10 protein-coding genes are annotated in these 20,295 nt (G+C 45.0%); 3 read left to right on the plus strand and 7 right to left on the minus strand.

The window, feature by feature from the left end:
- Positions 1–35: 35 nt before the first annotated feature.
- From FEM33_RS10630 to recD2, 7 genes are all read right to left on the minus strand, one after another.
- Positions 36–4,190, minus strand: a complete 4,155-nt coding sequence (locus tag FEM33_RS10630) for a hybrid sensor histidine kinase/response regulator transcription factor (RefSeq protein WP_139012043.1) — start codon at positions 4,188–4,190, stop codon at positions 36–38.
- Positions 4,191–4,350: 160 nt separating this feature from the next.
- A complete protein-coding gene (locus tag FEM33_RS10635) occupies positions 4,351–5,334 on the minus strand; it encodes a hypothetical protein (protein ID WP_139012044.1) in 984 nt (327 codons plus the stop codon).
- A gap of 218 nt (positions 5,335–5,552) precedes the next feature.
- Positions 5,553–7,211: a CBM96 family carbohydrate-binding protein gene (locus tag FEM33_RS10640; RefSeq protein ID WP_229214193.1), complete on the minus strand. Its 1,659-nt coding sequence runs from the start codon at positions 7,209–7,211 to the stop codon at positions 5,553–5,555.
- Between the two features lie 381 nt (positions 7,212–7,592).
- On the minus strand, positions 7,593–12,137 hold the full coding sequence (locus tag FEM33_RS10645; protein WP_139012046.1) for a T9SS type A sorting domain-containing protein: 4,545 nt from the start codon (positions 12,135–12,137) through the stop codon (positions 7,593–7,595).
- Positions 12,138–12,402: 265 nt separating this feature from the next.
- Positions 12,403–13,206: an SDR family NAD(P)-dependent oxidoreductase gene (locus FEM33_RS10650; RefSeq protein WP_139012047.1), complete on the minus strand. Its 804-nt coding sequence runs from the start codon at positions 13,204–13,206 to the stop codon at positions 12,403–12,405.
- 95 nt (positions 13,207–13,301) lie between these two features.
- Positions 13,302–15,140 (minus strand): mechanosensitive ion channel family protein, encoded by a 1,839-nt coding sequence (locus FEM33_RS10655; protein WP_139012048.1) that lies wholly within the window; start codon positions 15,138–15,140, stop codon positions 13,302–13,304.
- A 159-nt stretch (positions 15,141–15,299) separates the two neighbouring features.
- Positions 15,300–17,792, minus strand: a complete 2,493-nt coding sequence (gene recD2 / locus FEM33_RS10660; RefSeq protein ID WP_139012049.1) for an SF1B family DNA helicase RecD2 — start codon at positions 17,790–17,792, stop codon at positions 15,300–15,302.
- Positions 17,793–18,115: 323 nt separating this feature from the next.
- Between recD2 and FEM33_RS10665 the strand changes: the two genes are divergently transcribed.
- The 3 genes from FEM33_RS10665 to FEM33_RS26320 all read left to right on the plus strand — a co-directional run bounded on the left by FEM33_RS10665 (position 18,116) and on the right by FEM33_RS26320 (position 20,183).
- Entirely contained in the window at positions 18,116–18,496 is a 381-nt protein-coding gene (locus FEM33_RS10665; protein WP_139012050.1) for a hypothetical protein, read from the plus strand.
- A 25-nt stretch (positions 18,497–18,521) separates the two neighbouring features.
- On the plus strand, positions 18,522–19,004 hold the full coding sequence (locus FEM33_RS10670) for a hypothetical protein (protein WP_139012051.1): 483 nt from the start codon (positions 18,522–18,524) through the stop codon (positions 19,002–19,004).
- Positions 19,005–20,027: 1,023 nt separating this feature from the next.
- Complete coding sequence (locus FEM33_RS26320) at positions 20,028–20,183, plus strand: hypothetical protein (protein ID WP_161597098.1); 156 nt, start codon at positions 20,028–20,030, stop codon at positions 20,181–20,183.
- The last annotated feature ends 112 nt before the right edge of the window (positions 20,184–20,295 follow it).

Genomic DNA, 20,295 nt, shown 5'->3' on the forward strand with positions numbered 1-20,295 from the left:
CTTTAAGCTAAATGCCGACCGCAGCTTTCCAGCTTTTACTCACCGACTGTTTCCTTTTTCCGGAATTCCGTCGGCAGTACCTTGTATTCTTCTTTGAACTGTCTGGCAAAATATTTTGGATTGTTGAAGCCCACCTGATACGCGATTTCAGAAACGGTAAGACTGCTTTTTTCCAGCAGCGAGGCAGCTCGCCGGAGACGGATGATCCGGATAAATTCCACCGGTGTTTTTCCGGTAAGCGACAGCAGCTTTTTGTAAAGGTACATGCGGCTCATGGCCATTTCCGAACTCAGCTGTTCCACCGTAAACTCCGAATCCGCAATATGTTCCTCAACGACTTTCACGGCTTTTGATATAAACTGTTCATCCAGCGAAAGGACCGTTACTTCACTTGGTTCAATCCGGATATGTTTCTGAAACTGCTTCTGGAACTGTTCCCGCAGCCTGATCAGATTCCGGATCTGCGCCTGCAGAATATCCAGCCGGAACGGTTTGATCACGTATGCATCCGCACCGGTTTCATAGCCCTGCAGCTGCTGTTCATCTTCGGCGCGTGCGGTGAGTAAAACCACAGGAATATGCGAAATCCGGTTGTCTGTTTTTACAGTCCGGCAAAGCTGCATACCGTCCATTTCGGGCATCATGACGTCGCTTACGATCAGGTCCGGAATGATGTCCAGTATGATCTCGAGACCGATTTTGCCGTTGGGCGCCTCATAAATCTGATAATCTTTTTGAAGCACTTCTCTGAGGTATTCGCGGAACTCGTCATTATCTTCTGCCAAAAGCAATACCGGTTTGTTCCTGTTGTTTTCAGCCTCAGGCTTTTCTGCTTCGGCAGGCTCTTCCTTTATATGTATTTTCTGCACAGACTCCGCTTCGGCATGGCCGGAAGGAGCGGAATGCAGCGGCATATGCATGGTGAAAGTACTGCCTTTTCCCTCTTTGCTTTCCACATATATATTTCCTCCGTGCAGCTTCACGAATTCTTTTGTAATAGCCAGTCCGATCCCGCTGCCCTGATTTACCATATGATCCGGTAAAGTATGCTGAAAAAACCGGTCAAAGACCTTTTGCTGCGCTTCTTCCGGAATGCCGATTCCGGAATCCTCCACAATAACTTCAAGCTGCTCCGCATTTTCCAGATTCACAATCTGCACCTTAACCGAAACTTTTCCGTGCTCCGGCGTAAACTTGAAGGCATTGGATAACAGATTGTACATGATCCGGGAAAGTTTCTCCTGATCAAAAAGGGCAAAACGTGAATCTTCATTCGTTATGAAAGTGAAATCAATATGCTTCCGTTCCGACAAATAGGAAAAAGTATGCGCAATTTCCCTGATAAAATGAATGATATCGCCTCTTTCCGGCCTGAACTCGGTTTCCTCTACTTCCAGTTTCTTAAAGTCCAGCAATTGCGTGACCAGATTCAGCAGCCTGCGCGCATTCCGGTGAATCATGGACAACTGGCTGCGGACGCCTGAATCTGCCTGAAGGCTGTTCAGCAGACTTTCCAACGGGGTGAGCATCAGGGTAAGCGGCGTACGGAATTCGTGGCTTACATTGGTAAAAAACTTGATTTTCATCAAATCCAGTTCATGCAGCTGCAATGCTTCCCTCCTTTCCTGTTCTATTTTGAAATTCAGGCGTTCCCGTTCCAGCAATATCCAGCGGGCAACGGCAAGCGCACCGATGATTGCCAGCACATAAAGGATATAAGCCAGCGGCGTTTTCCAGAAAGGCGGATCAATCCGGATTTTCAGGATTCTTTCTTTTGAAACGGTACTGCCTTCCTTAATCCTGACTTTGAATACATAATTTCCCGGATCCAGATTGGTGTAAGTGACTTTCCGGGTATTGTTATCGGCCTCAAACCATTGATCGTTAAACCCTTCCAGCGTATACAGATAATGATTTTTGTCCCAATGCAGAAAATTAAGCGCTGCAAACTCGATAGTAAAAACATTCTGACTGTATTGAAGCTGAATTTCATCCGTTACCGAAATTGATTTTTCCAGCACAACTTTTCCGTCCAGCTTTTCATCCGGCCTAATACTTTTGTTGAAAATCTGTAAATCGGTCAGGACAACGTCGGAATTTACGGGTTCATCCTGCAATTTTTCGGGAGAAAAAATCGTAAAGCCATTTGCCCCGCCAAAGATCAGTTCGCCCGAACGAAGCCGGATCGCCGCATTTTCATTGAAGCTTCTGCCCTGCAATCCGTCCACTTCATTATATGCCCGGATATCAAACTTTTCAGGAAGCGTCCCGTTTCTTTTAGTGATCCGGAAATGAACAAGGCCATTGGAAGTTCCGAGCCACAAATCCTGCTTTCTGTCCACCGCGATGGTCAGAACGGAATTGTCGGGCAAGCCTTTTTCGGTGTTGTAAGTAATAAATTCATTGCGTTTTTTGTCGTACACATTCAGGCCTTGTGCCGTCCCGATCCAGATGTTTCCCAGGTTATCTTCGGCAAGTGAAATGACGGCATCGCTGCTTAAACTTGCCGGATTTTTCGCATCGTGCCCGAAATGCACAAATTTGCCGGAATTCCGTTTCAGTACATCAATTCCGTAAGCGGTACCGATCCAGATATCTCCGTCCTTATCCTCAATGAGGGCCGCTATGTAGTCGGAACTGATCGAATTGGGCGCAAACGGACGGAAATGGCTGAATGTATTTTTCTGACGGTCAAAAAGGTCAAGCCCGTCGCCAAGCGTCCCGATCCAGAGCCGGCGCTTTGAATCTTCGTAAATTTCCCAGACGCGGTCATCAATCAGACTGGTGGAATCAGCCGGATCATGTAAATAACGCCGGAATGTTTTTCCGTCAAAACTGTTGAGCCCGCCAAAATACGTACCGATCCATAACACGTCACTTTTATCCAGCAACAAGCTGACGACCACGTCATTGCTCAGGCTGTTCGGATTGCCCGGAATATTCCTGTATTGCCTGAAACGGTTGTTTTTCCGGTCATAATAAATAAGTCCGCCGCCATTTGCACCGATCCAGATGTTCCCTTTTTTGTCTTCTGCAAAAACGTTTACATCATTGAACGGAAGGCTGCCGGGACTGGAAGGCAGATTCCGGATGAGGGAAAATTTGAAGATGTTTTGATGGTAATTGCAGAAACCGGTTTTGAAAGTACCCGCCCAGATCATGCCCGTATGGTCCTTGTACAAGGCCAGAATACTGTTCTGGCTGATCGTTTTCGGATCGTTCGGATTGTGCTGCAATACGGATACAGCCTTTTTTTGCTTGTCGACCATGTTGATCCCGCCATGATCCGTCCCAATCCAGATTTTCCCGTCCGGACCTGAAATGATGGCGCTTACGATGTTATTGTTCAGCCTGAAATCCGGCGCTGCCTTATTGACCGGAACGAGTTCATTTTTTTCAAGATCAAAGTAAAAAGCCCCGCGCACCGCTTTGATGATGTAAACCCAGGGCTCGCCGTCCTGATCTACAAAAACCCGGTGGTTACCGGAAATCCCAGTCTGCTTTTCTTTGAGCAAACTGCTTTCAAATGTGGGTTTGTAATTTTTTGAGTCCAGCCGTGCAAGGAAGCCGTCGTTGTAAACGATCCATAAATTGCCGTTTTTATCTTCGTTGAAATCCGAAATGACCGTACGTGCTTCACCTTTCTGCCTGCTCCGTTTTTGCACTGGCGGACTGAAGTTTATTTTTATCAACTGCTTTGCGGAAGGAATGTATTTCAGCAAACCGAGGCGGTTGTGATGGATCCAGTAATTTCCGACGCTGTTTTTCAGCACCCGGTTAAAATCCGCATCGGGCAATCCCAGCCGCTGCGCAGCTTTATTTGCTTCTTTATCAATGCGTTCAGTGGAAGGATCATAAATATTGTAGCCTTTTCGTGTATGGATCCAGATATAGCCGTCCGGATCTTCAAACAGATCCAGAATATGGTGATCGGAAAGCGTTGTGGAATCGGAAGGATTATGCCGGAATATTTTGAAAGAATAGCCGTCAAAACGGTTCAGTCCTTCGGCTGTTCCGATCCAGACAAAACCTTTGCGGTCCTTCAGAAAACAATTTACCTGATTATGGGAAAGACCTTTTTCAGCACTGTAACGCACAAACTGATATGGATTGGACTGTGCCAGAGCAAGTTCACCCCTTCCAGAAAGGCAGACAACCAACAACAACAATCCATACAGCCAACTTCGCATTAAAAGAATGTTTATAGAAGCTACAAAATAACTATAATCGTTTCAAAATAATTGTATTGAACCGAATGTACAGACTTAGAGATAATCGTGCCTGATGTGTTGGGGAAGAAGGGAAAAAGGAGGAAAGGATTTAAGGAGTATGGAGGAAGGTATTTTGGGATTAACTGCTTTGTTGTGCTTCACTTCTTTGCCTGATGATTTCCAGAATATTCTGTTGAATATCTTTCATCAATATTTTGCTCCAGACGCCGGTATAAAAGTTGAAAGGCGTAGAAAGCCTGAACTGTGAAGTAAGGTGCAACCGTATTTTATGGTTACTGATTTTCTCAATTTCGTATTTGCCTTCCAATACATCAAAATAGGTGCCGCCCACCATAACATGTTGATCCAATGCCTGTGGCGGAATGGACGCGGGATCTGCTTCGATATTAAAAGCCAATGTTTTCAGAAGTTCCACTTGTGTGACAGTTTCAGTAAAAAACAATCCTCTTGCAAAAACCGCCTTGCGCATTCCACCAACTGCAACCGTATCAAGTTCTGCTTTAATCGGTCTTGGGAAACCCATAAGCTGGAAGAAGGAATAGTTATTTTCCTGTTCACTTATTTCCTTCACTCTGGTTATGTTGTTCCAGACATCCTGTTCATTGGCTTCAATGGCAATCGTTGTATGCTCGGTAAAAATTTTGTCCGCTAAGACAAATTGATTTTCTAACGGAGCAAATAGAAATGGAAGTAGAACCAGTAATGAAACAGATAAATCTCCTTTGTTTCTTTTAAATATTCTTACGCCGATATAACCGCCAAGTAACGACATAAACAAAAAAACAGGCAATGCCATCAACGCACAAATAATTCCTTCTTTTCCGGATAATACTGAAATTCCGATCAATCCTGCAACTGCAAAAACCGGCATTGAAATGGATGCTACTTTTCTTGAACTTGTTACGGTATCATGATGATATGCAGCTAGCAACCCCGTTGCAAAGGGTACTAAAAACATAAAGGAAATCGTCATTAATCCAAAAGTAGGAAGCAATGCATTGACGCTTCCGTTGCTGAAATCTTCCAAAGCAAAGATGGCGCGTGAAACAAGACCGTATGCAATGCCGTAAAAAACACCTTTCCAGTTTTTTAGTTTTGTCATTTTCTATATTTCAAAATGCAATATCAATTAATATTTCCCTTTTGGAAAACAATCCTGATGTTCAAACATTACTGTAATTGTAAAATGTCTGTTATCAAAGATTTTAGTACACGGATATGGATGATAATAAACTCAAAAAGCCGGCTGCAATATTACATGCAGCCGGCTTTTTGACTACGCGCTTACGTTACTGTTTATGGAAATTACAATCCTGAAAGTTACTCTGCAATCAGCAACTTCACTACTTCCGTTTTGGTTTCTGACTGTATTTGCAGCATATGGACTCCTTTGCTGATGGCCAGATTTGAAATATCAATTTCTGCTTTTGACGCTGCAATGCTTTTCTCTACTATTCCGACGTGGATGCTTCTGCCCTGCTGATTGATGATGTTCAGGGAAATATTGCCGGTATGCTTCTCAGAAAATGTGATTGAAAACTGCCTTTGTACAGGATTTGGGTAAATGACAGATTTTTCCTGTTTTGCTTCCAAAAATGAGACTGCACTTTCTGATTCCTGATTTATCCGCATATTGGAATTCACCGGACTATCCGTATAGATAAGTAGCTGAGGCGGATTCAAGCTGTTTTCACGGCTGTTGTAATTGCTTCTGGTATCACGTGCAATCCATTCAAGTAACAGCGTAGCAATCCCGTCTCCGTTAATCTGCTGCTGAATAAATTCCGTTACATCCAGATCATGATATTTGGGATTGTCGGTCACAACAGTATGGCTGGAATAACCAGTTACATCCGTTGGCGCATTATTCCAGGTTATTTCATTTTCTGTCCAGCGGTCATCGTTTATACCCCTGACTATCAATCCACTACTGTACAGGCAATTACAAGAACCATAAATACGCAGTTTGGCGGAAGTAACCTGACCTAAACCTGCCAGTGAAAATTTAATGTATGCACGCGCTTTATTCTTACCGCTTTTCACAAAAAGCGAATCGGCAGAGCCGTAATTGGTGTCGGCATAATGATCGCTGCGTACATATGAATCGGCGATTGCGGGCAAGCTTACTTTGGTTATTCTGTTTGTCATCAGCACTTCAAGCGCAGCCAGCCGGGGAATATCCGCAGAACCCAAGTAGAAACGGATATTGATTACGCCGCTTGTTATTGTTACCGGAATCGTTACCTGCGTGGCTGTCATAGCTCCGCCCGCATGGGCAGTTATATCAAATTCATCAAGTTTCCGGACGTTATTGATATAGACATTAAACCGCCGTTGGCCTTTTCTTCCGCCCGGAGCGCCAAACCAGATTTCGGCAAAATGCAGCACCACATTATATTCTCCGTCCGGTACAGGCATCCGGTATGCAAATTCAGGAGAACTGCGGCCCGAACGGTAAAGTTCATCGTCCGTTGTGTTGAGGATATCGCCGTTTTTGATGGCACTGGTTCTTGGATTGGTTGCTGTAAAATATGCATCCGCCTTAAACTTCCGGCCGTCAGCCGTTATATAGTCCTTTCCTCCGGCATTGATACGGATGGTATCGTTTGCATATATATCCAGCACATTAATCGTTACCTGTTTTTCATCCGACAATGCTTCCGGACTATCTTCTGTCACTTTAACACCAAAGGTAAAAACACCCGGAGTTTGCGGTGTCCATCTGAAACTGCCACCCCTGGGATCGATATAAGTTCCCGCCGGCGCATTAACCAGTGAATAAGTACGTCTTAAACTAACATTGGTAATAGCATCAGCATCGAAGACAACCGTGTGGCCTACAATGACCGTCCGCTTTCCGATATGTGCAAGAACCGGAGCCGCTGCCGCACCTGGCCATATACCGCATAAAGTAAAAAAAAGCAGTCCCGCAAGCAGTGAAGCCAGCCATTTTCTACGTCCGACACGATCATTTGTCATTTTGAGGCATTGTAAAAACTGACTTGCAGCCTTTAAGAACAGATCAGGGCGATTGAGTAAAGTTATATTCATGATTTCAGGTAGCTTTAGAATGTTGCGTACTATTGTACAAGGTAAATCTTTCCACTCTATTTGTATGAATAAAGGAATATTTACTTACCAGCTACTTTTGCTATTAAATAATTATAAGCCAGTTATATAGCCGTGTAGGAATGATGGAACTTACAATTTGGTGGGAACCTGAAGTAAATGCAGGATTTGGCCAATGCAATAATTCACTAAAAAATCACCTGCATTTAACTTCCGTTGTGAAAGTTAATTGCAGGTGATTTTAAAAGTGTAGATTAAATATTTCTCCTGAATCTTTGTTAAACAGAATTCCTATCTCGCAATAATGATTTTCTGAATCAAAACCGTTTGATCCGCTTTGGTCAGTTTCAGGAAATACAAGCCGGTTTGCAGCTTTCGGACATCTACATGCGGAGCCGGATTGTTGCCGGAATCAAATACCGGGATTGCGCTGCTGTTCAGGAGTTGTACGTTCCTTACATTTTTCCAGTCGTGATATTGAATGGTCAGCGTTTCGGAAACCGGATTCGGGAACATGACAAGCGATGCATCGGTTTCAAAAGTCAGATTTCGGATCTTGCTGAAAGTAAAGCTTCCGTCCGTGTCCACCATTTTCAGCCTGTAAAGGTTTTCAGCGCCCAAAACCGGCTTTTCATGTACAAACTGATAATGAACCGAATCCTTGCTTTCTCCGCCTGCACCGATTACTCCGAGTGTGTTCCAGGATTTGCCGTTGGTGCTATGCTGCATTTCGAAATGATCACTTCGGGTTTCCGATGCAGTTGTCCATTCAAGCAATGTCTTATTTTCCTGCTTCCGGGCTGAAAAACTTGCTAGCGTAACCGGCAGCGGAGGCGCCTCCGGCCCAATTACCATTTTGGAATGAACAATGGACGGCTTGTCTACCGTACCGGCTCCGCAGGCATTGTGCACGCTGAAAAGGCGGTAGTATACATCTGGCGATGCCTGATACAGCTCAACGACCTGTTTTGGCTCGGACGCATATAATTCCTGTACACTCAGATCGGTGCCGATGCGGAACCTCCACGGCATGCTTCCTTCCAGTAAAACCGTAACTTTCGGGTTGCTGTTTTCATCAAAAACAACATTTTCTGAGGCAAAGCGGGCGCGGGCTTTATGCATAATGCTAACAAAATCCTCGAATGCGCCTGCACTGGTATTAGCATCCGAAGCAACTACACGGATACGGTACTGGGTCCCATCCGGGAGGTCGGAAGGAAGTATGGCGCTCAGCGGACTGGATGTGCCCGTTGTCGGGATATTCCGGAAATTCCTGCCCGTTAAGTCGGAAATCTGCACAGTCATTTTGTTTCCTGCCGTAAAGGTGCCGCTTGTCTTGTATCCAACAAGAATGGTGTCGCCTGTACAGGTTGCATTCTGCATCCGATCATATATTTCGTTCACCGTTACACTTCGCGGACTGACCGGATTTACTTCCACTCTTGCCATGCCGGTTGCAATGCCGGCTCCGCATAAATTGTTAAGCGAAGTAATGGTATAATTGGTGGTGACGGTCGGCATAACCGTTATGAAGTCAACGGCACCCGGATATCCGCCTGCATTGCCTTTTGTTCCGTCAGACAGTATGTAATTGATAAAAGAGTAACTGCCATTTACTGTAAGCAGTTGTATTTTCGCTTTTTCTCCTGCGTTGATCACCGTATTTCCACTGATGATTACCTCCGCTTTTTTGGTAACGCCCATATACATTGTTTCAGAAAGGCTATACTTACGGACTACGCACCGGAGCTGGTAACCGGATTCAGGCAGCGAAGCAGGCAGCTGTAATGTCCTTGTACCTTTCAGAGTCCGTGTGGAATCCAGCAGGACACCTGTATTTTTCTTTATATCAAAAAGCTCGAACCGGATATAATCATCTGACAAATCCACATCTCCGGCAAGATTGTAAGTTACCGGTATGGTTGCACCTTCGCATAACAGGCTGGAGTTCACATTAAACCTGAGCAAAGGTGTGACTTTTACTTTCACGCTGCCGGCAGCCGTTCCGTAACCGCAGGCATTTGAAACCGATTTTATCGAGTACTGTCCGCTTCTGACCGGCGTGATCCAGCGGGTACTCTCGTCACCATATACGTTTTGAACTGAATTGTCTTCATTCACCAGTGTATAATTGGCTCCGCCGGTAAGTTTGGTTTTCAAATATATCTGTCCTCCGGCTTCAACGGTAACCAATCCGGACTCATTTTCGCTGCTGATCGTTGCCGTTGGCACTGCATTAACGGTTATCTGCATCGGATCGGTAGCAACTCCATCCGAGGACAATACCCGAACCAAATAATTTCCTGCCGCTGTGTTGGCCGGAATGGTTGTCTGTAAAATCCTGCTTTTTTCACCGCTTAACAATGTAACATAATCTGTGGTACCTGTTTTGGCCATCTGAAGTGAAAACGTTGCATTTACATCGTCCACGTCAAGCACAATAGAAAATGGAGTGCCTGCACAAAGCGGGTTGTAATACCCTGGATGCTGTATGGACATTTCATATGGCCGGGGCAGAATATAGGTTTTAAGGTTTACCGGAAAGGTACCGCATGCGTTGGAAACCGACTTGATCTCATATGCATTCACCTTTCCGACAACCATATTCAGCGGTATGGAGGCAGAATAATATTCCTTGTTGTCCGCTGTTTTTGCTACACCGTTTTCCACGTAAGCAATGGACACTACTTGGCCGCCTTGTGAATGGAGCCTGATGGAACCCGGGAGCTCATAGGAACGAATCACAGCAGGATTATCTTTGGTACCCTCCGGATAAATCGAAAAGTCATGCGGCTTTGTTTGCACGCTGAACGTTTGCGACTGACTGAAAACAACAGGGTTCGTGGATGTGATGCGTATCCTGGCTTCGGGTGTATACTGGTCGGAGTTGATGCGGAACCTGTAAGTTCCGGGTTCTGTAACAATGCCGATTGTCTCATAATCGCAGCAGTTTGCGTGAGCCTGTACCAGATATTTATTTCCGCTGTTGAAATTGCCTGTTTTCCCAAAGGTAACTTCAATGCTGTCACCGCTGCAGACTGTTTTTTTAACAGGTTCTATAAACAGGCCCGTTTCGGCAGTCGGTATAATCCGGAGCGGCAGGGAAGCCGGTTTGTCGTTTTTAAAACAACTGTTGCTGACCGATTTCAGCTGAAAATCAAGGTCCTGCTTCAGGTAGAAATTGATACTGTAATCATATTCGTAGTTCACGTCGATTTTAAGTCCGTCTGCCTGTTCAACAACATAAGGCCCTCCACCGCGAAGCTGATTATACAAGGTCACGTTGGTCGGCTTGTCAAATGTGGTTACATTATTATCGGAATATAGAATGTCGGGCATACTCTGAATCTGGATATTATCGGCACGACGGGAAACAAGGCTTGGATTTTCTGTAACAATGGTATAACCCATATGTGCATATCCTCCGGCGCGCTGCGGAAAAACAAACTCGAGCTTGTCGCCCAGGCGTGTTGCCGGCAAACGCAGTTTTTCGGGCGTATAGTCGTTAACGGCTTCTATCCAGAACTTGGTTGCATCCGTAAATGCGGCATTGGACTGAAACTGTACCGAACCTTTGCTGCCGGCGCAGATCACGCTCCTTTTTTCAGTACCGGCAATCATGATTCCCGCATTCATTATGACTTTCACCGACTGGTTTCCGGTATAAGCAGGATTCTGGCAGCCAGTACTCACAGATTTCACCGTATAAGTCGTTGTCTCGGCAGGTGTAAGTGTAAAACTGTTTGATCCCGGTTGGGAAAAAGTTTGTTTTGATCCGTCGCTCAGCTCAACCGTAAATGGCGGAATTCCCCGTACATTCAGTCCCAGCCAAACAGCCTCTCCAACCGTGGAGGTAAAACTCTGCGTGGTGAAAATGGCCTGAGGCTGCGGCCATACATAAAGGCGCAGTCGGGAAGTATTGTCGACAAGTGAAGGATTTTCAGTTACGATACTGGCTGTAAATTCCGAACTGTTCGACAAGCCGAATGAATCAGGGAACTTTGCAACAACATAGCTTCCGTGACGTTCTGCCGGCACATCCACGTAAAAGCCTTTTTCATTATTGTAATTCAGCTTTGCAAAGCGCATCTTGAAACGCGTTTGTGCAGTGAGCTCGGGACCTGCGGTGGAAAAGCTTAATTTTACCTCTGATCCCACGCAAACCGCTGTGGGCATCACAGAAATTGTCCGCAGTGAAGTTTTGTTCACAACCACTTTCACCTGTCCGGAAACCTGCATGGCCCCGCAACTGTTTTCCGCATGTACAATCGTATAAGCCTCCTGTCGTGTAACTGCAATATTCGAGATTGAATTGATTTCTGTCCACGAACCTGAAAAATCAATGCGTGTACTATCGTTCAGCGTAGCCCGTCCTGCACTTGTCGAAAAGCCACGGAGCCGTATGGGCAATGGATCAAATTCATTCAGCGTATCTGCACCGGAAGGTGAGCTCAGGATTACATTTCCTTTACTGAATACTTCAAAACCGTAATTTGTCCATCCGCTCTGTGTTTTGGGAGCAGTAGTAACAACTCGGAACTTGACGGACGGATTGAGGTAGCGGCTTGCATCCGTAAAGGTAAATTTCAGATAACCCTCAGAAAGTACAGCCGGTATAACAGCAATTTCCTTGTTTGTATCGTAATTCCTGACCTGAATGGAAAACTTGTTTTCGGCACTAAACTGACCTTTGATCGTCACAGGAAGCGAATATGGTGCGTCCACACACGCTTTCCATTCCATCCGTTCACTGATCATGGAAATGGAAGGGGTTTGTGCAAAAAGGGTATGCATGCCCAATGAGCATGCCAAAAGCAGCGTAAAGAATTTAAACATGTTGAGGAGGGTAAAATATTTGCCAAATATAGCAATTATGCAATACGGTAATCCGGAGAATGCTGCAATTATTCTTTGTTAAACCTTATGTACAAGTATTTTATGCGTTTAATTTTGAAACTGTACCAACTATTGCTCGTCATGCCTTTCCAAGTATTTTTATATTTATCAGCTCGGATGATACCGTGTAAGTTTACTGTTCTAAAAAAAATCATCCTGCCTTAGCGGACAGGATGAATCAGAAGAGCTTCCATAACTTGTAACATTATTCTTTTTTACTTTCATCCACCGGTTCCATCATTTTGTGCATGTTGGAAGCCACCATGGTATCCGGCATCATGTGGCTGGATGCAACCATTGCCTTGTTCATGAGCCCGGAAATAATCTTGTCCTTGCCGGCCATCAATGCCTCGTAACCGTCTTTTGCGACCTTGGCAGGATCTGCAAGGCTGCCTTCTTTTACCATTTTGGCATTTTCCTGATCTGCTTTCCTGAAGAAATCCGTATCTGTTACGCCCGGGAGCAACAAGGTCAGTGTCACATTGGTATCCTTCACCTCTTCGCGTACAGCTTCCGTAAAGGAAGTTACAAAAGCTTTGGTTGCATGGTACACGGATTGTAACGGGCCGGGCATCTCGCCTCCGATCGACGACACATTCAGTATTTTCCCTTCATTTCGTACGACCATTTCTTTCAGGAAACATTTGGTCAGCGCGACGTACGCACCGATGTTCAGCTGGATAATATCAAGCTCGCGGTTGATATCCGTTTCAATAAACTCGCCGTACTGTCCTTGTCCGGCATCGTTGACAAGCACATTCACGACAATGCCGCGCCTGGAAACTTCATCATACAGCTCAAACGGAGCCTCTCTTTTGAACAGATCCTTGGCAATTGCAACCACTTCAACCCCGTACTGCTGATGCAGTTCGGAAGCTGTGCGTTCAAGTTCATCCTGATTGCGGGAAACAATTACGAGATTGTACTTTTCATTTGCGAACAATTTTGCGAGTTCAAGTCCGATACCGCTTGTAGCGCCGGTAACAAGCGCATATTGTTGATTTGACATAGCCTTTAAGTTTTTTGATTCCGCGCTATGTCTATATTTCCGTGCCAGTTCCGGGTTCCGGACGCATTTGGCCGTAAATTTCCAATTTTAAATTTTTAATCCGCCAAGGTGCCGCTGCCGGAATGCAGCGCAGTGTTTTTCCGCATGCTTGATCCTTCGGGCGGATAAGGAATGGTGTCTTTCAGGCTCTGGATTTTTTCCGGATCAAATGCAGGAATGGAAAGCGCCTCGGCATCTCTCCACTGACGAACCTGATCGGCGGCTTCTGTGGCAAGTTCACTGGATAAACCCTGATCTTTGGAATAATAGATTGTCTGCGACGGAAGTGCAAAACCCGTTCCGCTTCTGGCAATAACTTCCATCATCCGCAAAAGCAGATCTTCCTGAATGCCAAGAAACTGGTCAAAATCGGCAACGTCTATGTAAGCGTAAACTTCCAGTTTGAACGCGTCATTACCGACTTCAATAAAGCGCACGCGGGCTGGCGACGGACTGACTTTAGGATGAGCATACAAAATGGTGCGCAGCTCCACCAGCAGGTAGCGGATCTGGTCCGGTGTTGTTTCCATTCTGAGCCGGAACACGGGATGAAACCAGAATTTTTCCCTGTGCGCAAAGTTTTCGATTTTCAATGAAGCCAGTTCGCCGTTCGGAATGCTTACAATGGTGCGTTCGTTTGTTCTTACGCGCGTGGCCCGCATCCCGATCTGCTCGATCGTGCCGTCGATGTCTCCTACTTTACAGTAATCTCCTACGCGCACCGGCTGATCGGCAATCAAGGTTACACTTCCGATGAAGTTCTCGACCGTTTTCTGGGTTCCGAGAGCAAGCGCGATCCCTCCTATTCCCAGTGCAGCCAGTCCGGTGGTGACATCAAACCCGAAAGTATCCAGAATAAAAATAATCCCGAACACGATAATAGCCACTTTTAATGACCTTCGCAAAAACAGTATTGCAGAAATCGCCGCCTGGTTTTTGCGGCTGGCCAGTGTCTTTTCACTAATGCTGCTGATGACATTGATCAGTTCCCATACCAGCAGAAGAACGGCCACGATCCCGACAATCAGCGTAAGATTACCAAACCATTGCCGCACCACGATGGAGATTCCGGCCTTCCGGCTGCAAAAAACAAACAGCCATACGGCCAGATACAAACGCAGCGGCAGCGAAAACGCCCTGATTATTCCGGAAAGCGGATCTTGTCCGGCCTTGTAGTACACCAACGGTATCAGGCGTAAAACGAGGTTGGTCAGCAGTGACGCAACCATAAATGCAAGAACAACCAGCAGCAGCATGGCCAGCCAGTGCGCTACAGGCACACCGCCCCATTCATTGTCTTCCAGCACCTTTGGCGCTAGTTTACTCAGCAGCGTACTTGTTTCTATTTTTGTTGAATCCAGCGGAACCCGTTCAATGGTCTGCGTTGAGAAAACCCATAACGGGTTTCCGGCAGCATCCTTGATACTTTCGAGGATGAGGTCAACGGATTCATTGTTGACTTTGACCGCACCGATCCGGTCAAGGTTCGGTCCCAGATCGTCATCCTTTTTTCCTTCATAATCGTCGCTGATCCAGGAATACGGATAAATATTGCCGTTTACTTCAAGCAATACTTTCAATGCCCGGGCCTGCTTCACCCGGTCCTGCTTCTTTTGGATGGCCGGATCGCGCCGGAGATATAAAGCTGCTTTCTGAAAATCACCCTGTGCCGCTGCCCTTAGGAAACCGTCTACGGTTCCGCGCGGGGTACGTCTGCCCAGAGAATCGGGCGGATATACAACAGCTCTGGCTTCTGCTCCTTTGGATGTATCGGCTGAACTTGCAGGCAATTGCCCGTATGTATATGCTCCTGAAAGCAGGAAAACAAGTGCCCAGAGCCAAACGGAGCACAGAATTTGAAGACTTTGATATTTTTGAAATTTGTTAACTGCCATGGATTCGTAATCTGGATTAAGCTTAGTTATGCTGGATTCGCCCTGCAATAACAATGCCGCTTCCTGAAAAGCAAGTGACAAAATTCATGGATACGAAGAATGGAGAACGTCGTGCCGCATACTTGCATGACCTTGAAATGTACACCGCAAGATGGCTTGCTATTGCTCGTGCTGCAGTAAATAAGCAAGGGCAGTTTGCCGTATGGCCGTGTTCTGCTTGTTGACCGCCATGGCTAGCGCCTTTCTGGTTCCAACAAATACGACCAGCTTTTTTGCCCTTGTAATGCCCGTATAAACCAGGTTGCGGAACAACATGCCAAAATGCTGCGTCACCAGCGGAATAATGACGGTCTGAAATTCGCTGCCCTGCGATTTGTGTATGGTTATGGCATAAGCAAGATCCAGTTCCAGTAAAAATTCTTTCGAATAGCTCACATCCTTTTCCTGCTGTCCGGCCTTGAAATTGACCATTAACTCCATCTCTTCATTATCAACATCGGTAATGACGCCAATGTCGCCGTTGAATACATTCAGGTCATAATTGTTACGCTTCTGGATTACGCGGTCGCCTTCCCGGAAAATCCTTCCGCCAATCGTCAGCTGCGCCTTTCCTTCCGTGCCGGGATTGATCTTTTCCTGAATTACCTTATTGAGGTTGGCCGTTCCGAGACTGCCTTTGGTCATAGGCGAAAGAATCTGCATTTCTGCCTCTTTTCCATAATATTTCGGGATTATCGTTTCATAAAGCTTCTCGATCATGCTTACGGCCGAGAAACCATAATGCAGTGAAGACCAGGGATGAATTTTCTGCAGTACTTCTTTCAGTTCTTCGCTATGGCCGCGCGCCTGCAACAGGGCATCCAGATCCACATGGCTGAATTTGGCCGGGATCGACAGGCTGTTATCCTGGCTGTACGGATCAGCAGCCGGATCTTCCGAAACGGTTCCTGAATCCGCAATTTTCCCCGCAGTTCCGGCTGTGAGCCGCTTTACTCTGGAAATGAATTTGAGCTGCTCGGCAGTCGCTTCTTCTGAATCAATAAACAAGCAATCTTTTTTTTCCTGCCAGACCTGCGGCTTATGGAAAGGCGATTCTATCCTCGGCACTTCACCTTTATTGATCTGATGTGCATAGGAAATGATCAGTGATTCCTGCGCCTGCCTGAACACTTTGGTCAGCTTCATACAAGGTACCACTTCGGAGGCAATCATGTCTTTCAATACGTTGCCCGCACCCACTGCCGGCAACTGATCCGCATCACCGATCAGAACCACTTGTCCATGTACGGGTACTGCTCTCAGCAAAGCAGCCGTAAGGTGCACGTCCAGCATGGAACATTCATCCACAATGAGAATGTCGGTTTGCAGCGGATTGTCTTCATTGTTTTTAAAACCGCCGTTGGCCGGATCAAATTCCAGCAGCCGGTGAATGGTTTTGGCTTCCAGCCCGATTACTTCGCTCATGCGCTGGGCTGCCCGGCCGGTTGGAGCGGCCAGCACAACTTTCTTTTTCATGAACTGCAGAATCCCGACCAATGCCTTTGTAGTAGTGGTTTTTCCACAGCCGGGGCCGCCGGTAAGAATCGAGAGCCGTCTGGCAGCAATCTGCAGCACACTTTGTCTTTGTTCTTCGCTTAAAATAACCTGATGCAGCCTGCATATGGTATCCAGGTCCTGGCCTAAATGCTTCTTGTCCAGCTTGACGGGAAAGCTGATCAGCTGCTTTACTTTATTGGCAATGTACAGTTCATCGTAATATAAGGAATGGGCATAATAACATTTCTGCCTGACGCCGTGCTCATCCGGCAGCAGCCTGATTTTGAGTTCTTCCTTTTGTTCCTGCGTTCGCAGGATGGTTTCAATGGCACTTGTATCCGTTAAGGAAAGTAGTTCGGATACCGATTCAATAATCTGCTGTTGGGTAAGATAGCAATGGCCTTCTTCCCGGGCACTCTGCAGTGCATGCTCGATACCGGCCTGAATACGCTGCGGGGAATCAGCTTCCAGGCCCAGACTCAGCGCAACTTTGTCCGCAGAGAAAAAACCGATGCCGTAAATGTCCGTTGCCAGACGGTATGGATTGTTCTGGACCACCTCAATGGCATCATTGCCGTAAGATTTGTAAATTTTGACCGCAAACAATGTGGAAATATTATGAGATTGCAGGAACAGCATCACATTCCTGATTTCCTGATGCTCCGTCCAGGCTCTGCTGATCATTTCCAGTTTGAGACGTGCAATGCCTTCCACTTCGGTGAGTTTCTCAATGCTGTTTTCAAAAATGTCCAGCGTCTTATCTCCGAAATGCTTTACGATTCTCTTGGCGGTTACCGGGCCAACGCCTTTGATCAGACCGGAACCCAGGTATTTTTCAAGGGCATTGGTGGTTGCAGGCTTTTTTTCTACGACTTTGCTTGCCTTGAACTGAAGTCCGTAACTCGGGTGTGTAATCCATTCACCGTAAAAGTCCATCGTAGCACCGGCAAATACCTTGGACTGATGCACCACAACCGTCAGTTCTTCACTAGGCCTCTGCACGCTGTTTACCTTAAGGACAGAATAGCCGGTTTCCACACTATGGAAAGTAATGCGCCTGACAATTCCCGATAGTTTTTCTGAATCCGCAGTAGTTGATCTGTCCGATGCCGGCATATACAAGAAAATAAAGCTAAAGATACCGGTTCTTCAACAGGAATAATAAAAATTAAGGTTCCCATTTACAGCTTTTAACCCTGATAAACCGCGATTCAGATCCCGATTGTGATTGATTGAATATGTAAAACCAGGTTTTTTGCCGCATTTGTTTTGTCTGGCATGAAAATTAGTCATTAAGGCTGCTTACGGTCAAAATGCTCACGCATACCGGAAAACTTACACCGGAAAGCGGCATTGCCACGGTTTATAAAAATGCTGTAAAGATGACTTGCAGCATTGCTCTTGATAACCAATTCAATCAAATAAAATCATTCTGTATTATGAAAAAGCCAATTGATGCTAAAACCCACGGTATTATCGATTATGTTTTCGGAGGAATTCAGCTCATCGGTCCGTCGCTTGCGGGCCTGAACAAAGAGGCAAGGGTTACATACCAGATGTTGTCAGCCGCCTTTACAGGTGTAAACGTCCTGACGGATACGCCGGTCGGATTGAAAAAGGTACTTTCCATGAAAGCGCATCAGACAGCGGATATTACCTTTCTGGCAGGAATGGCCGCATTAACGGCATCCGGCATGATAAAAAATGATAAAAAAGCGCTGGCTTTTCACCTTGGATTGCTGGGGTTAAGTGCGGTTAATTACTTACTGACCGATTACAGCGACAATGCTGCGCAAAAGGAAATTGAATCGGAATTTTAATTCGGGTAAAAATTGAATCCACGCTATGATACGATTTCCAATTGCAGCTGAGCCGGTTCCGGATTTTTCACAGCTCCCGGAGCCGGCCAGAATGGCCATACTGAACTGGATTCCGGCATTCAGCCGCAAGATTCCTGAAATGGAAAAACTGGATATGCTTTTCAGGCAAAATGCCTGGTGGAATTCCGGAAAGCAGTTTCTGCGATCCACATCTGAAAACGGCATTGATTTTGAATTTCCAGGCCTGAAAAACAGTCCGGTCAATCCGATTATAGCGTGGTCAGTAATCAGTAATAAAAAAGAAGTGCTGTTTGCCGTTAATACAAACCCGGAAAAAGAGGCCATTGCTTATGTGACTGTCGCTGATGACCTTCATGCAGTTGATTCCAGAATGATCAATTTGTACGCTTCATCAACTTGTCCGACAGAACTGAATATAGAAGTCAGAAATGGAAAAGCCATCCGGCTTACGGTTCCGGCTTATGGATTTGTGATATATGGAATGTGAGATGCGGTTTGCAAACCGGAATTTAACATTGTAATGATCCAATTAGGTATAAAAATACCCTAAATAATCACTTCAACAGTTATGGAATTAAATCTATAAAATTTTTAGAACATATACGTATACAGCTAATAGTTATGACATCTGAATACAATTTTTTTACATAAAGCAATTTAAACTAACTAATTCGCCCGTGTTGCATCAGTTTAATCAGCTATATCTGAAAGCAGAATGAGATTATTTACAAGAATCACAAAAACCCAATCACACTTTATTTGACTATGTTATCAAATTAATTTTACAATCAATAAAGAGGTATTATATTTTATCAATTAGTAAGAATTCTCCCGAATCATTGTCAGTTCCTTCTTTCAATTCCTGTTTTTTGCTGGTTTCGAATGGTCTTCATTATATTTGAAATTTATAATAAATCCCTGTTTTAAGCCGTATTTTTCTGCTTTAAAACAGGATTTGTCCGTTTTATCGAAATATGTATTTTTTCAGGAGACGTATTTCCTCAACTTTGCTTTGATATGGTATCGTGTCAGTCGTATTATGTAACTTATACAAAATTACGGTATAAATTTGATTACATAATAATCAGTTTGCAGTAAGCAATTCTATTCAGAAATATTCATTTTAATATAACATTTGCAGCAAATGTAAAATGGATGATGCGAATATATAACGCTTTATAAATCAAGGAACTGTATAACCGATCAGACTGTCAGAAAATAGTGCGTTTCGCTATTTAACAAATGCATGCACGCATGTTTCCGGACTTTTGAAGGCAGTATCTGACAACAACTGAATGCATATAATTCAATAAATAAAGTCGGATCACGTTGAATAAAATATGCTTGGATACCTTAACGAGATACAGGTTTTACAACGAAGCCATTTTCATTATTTGTCAGTTAAAATAAGGCATTTAAAAACAAACCATTCAAACTCCTCGGCATTATTAAAAGATTAAAACTTAAACTCATTAGAAGCAAAATACTTTATCAATTATAAATAAAGAATATGAACAATTCTAAGCTTAGTTTTAGGTACGACATCAATGCACTTAGGGCGATTGCCATTCTCGGAGTACTTTTTTTCCATTATAAAGTTGAACTGCTTACCGGAGGTTTTGCCGGAGTTGATGTATTTTTTGTCATTTCCGGGAGTGTACGCTGAACTGTGTCAGGGTTTGATTTTGGGAGATTCAGCCGCCCAAGAAAAATTCTCGATCTGCCTGTAATCTGTCACCAAATTTAATATACAATTGAGACATGGTCAAGCCCCAGTT

It is taken from the genome of Dyadobacter flavalbus, from assembly GCF_006149045.1.
GTDB lineage: Bacteria > Bacteroidota > Bacteroidia > Cytophagales > Spirosomataceae > Dyadobacter > Dyadobacter flavalbus.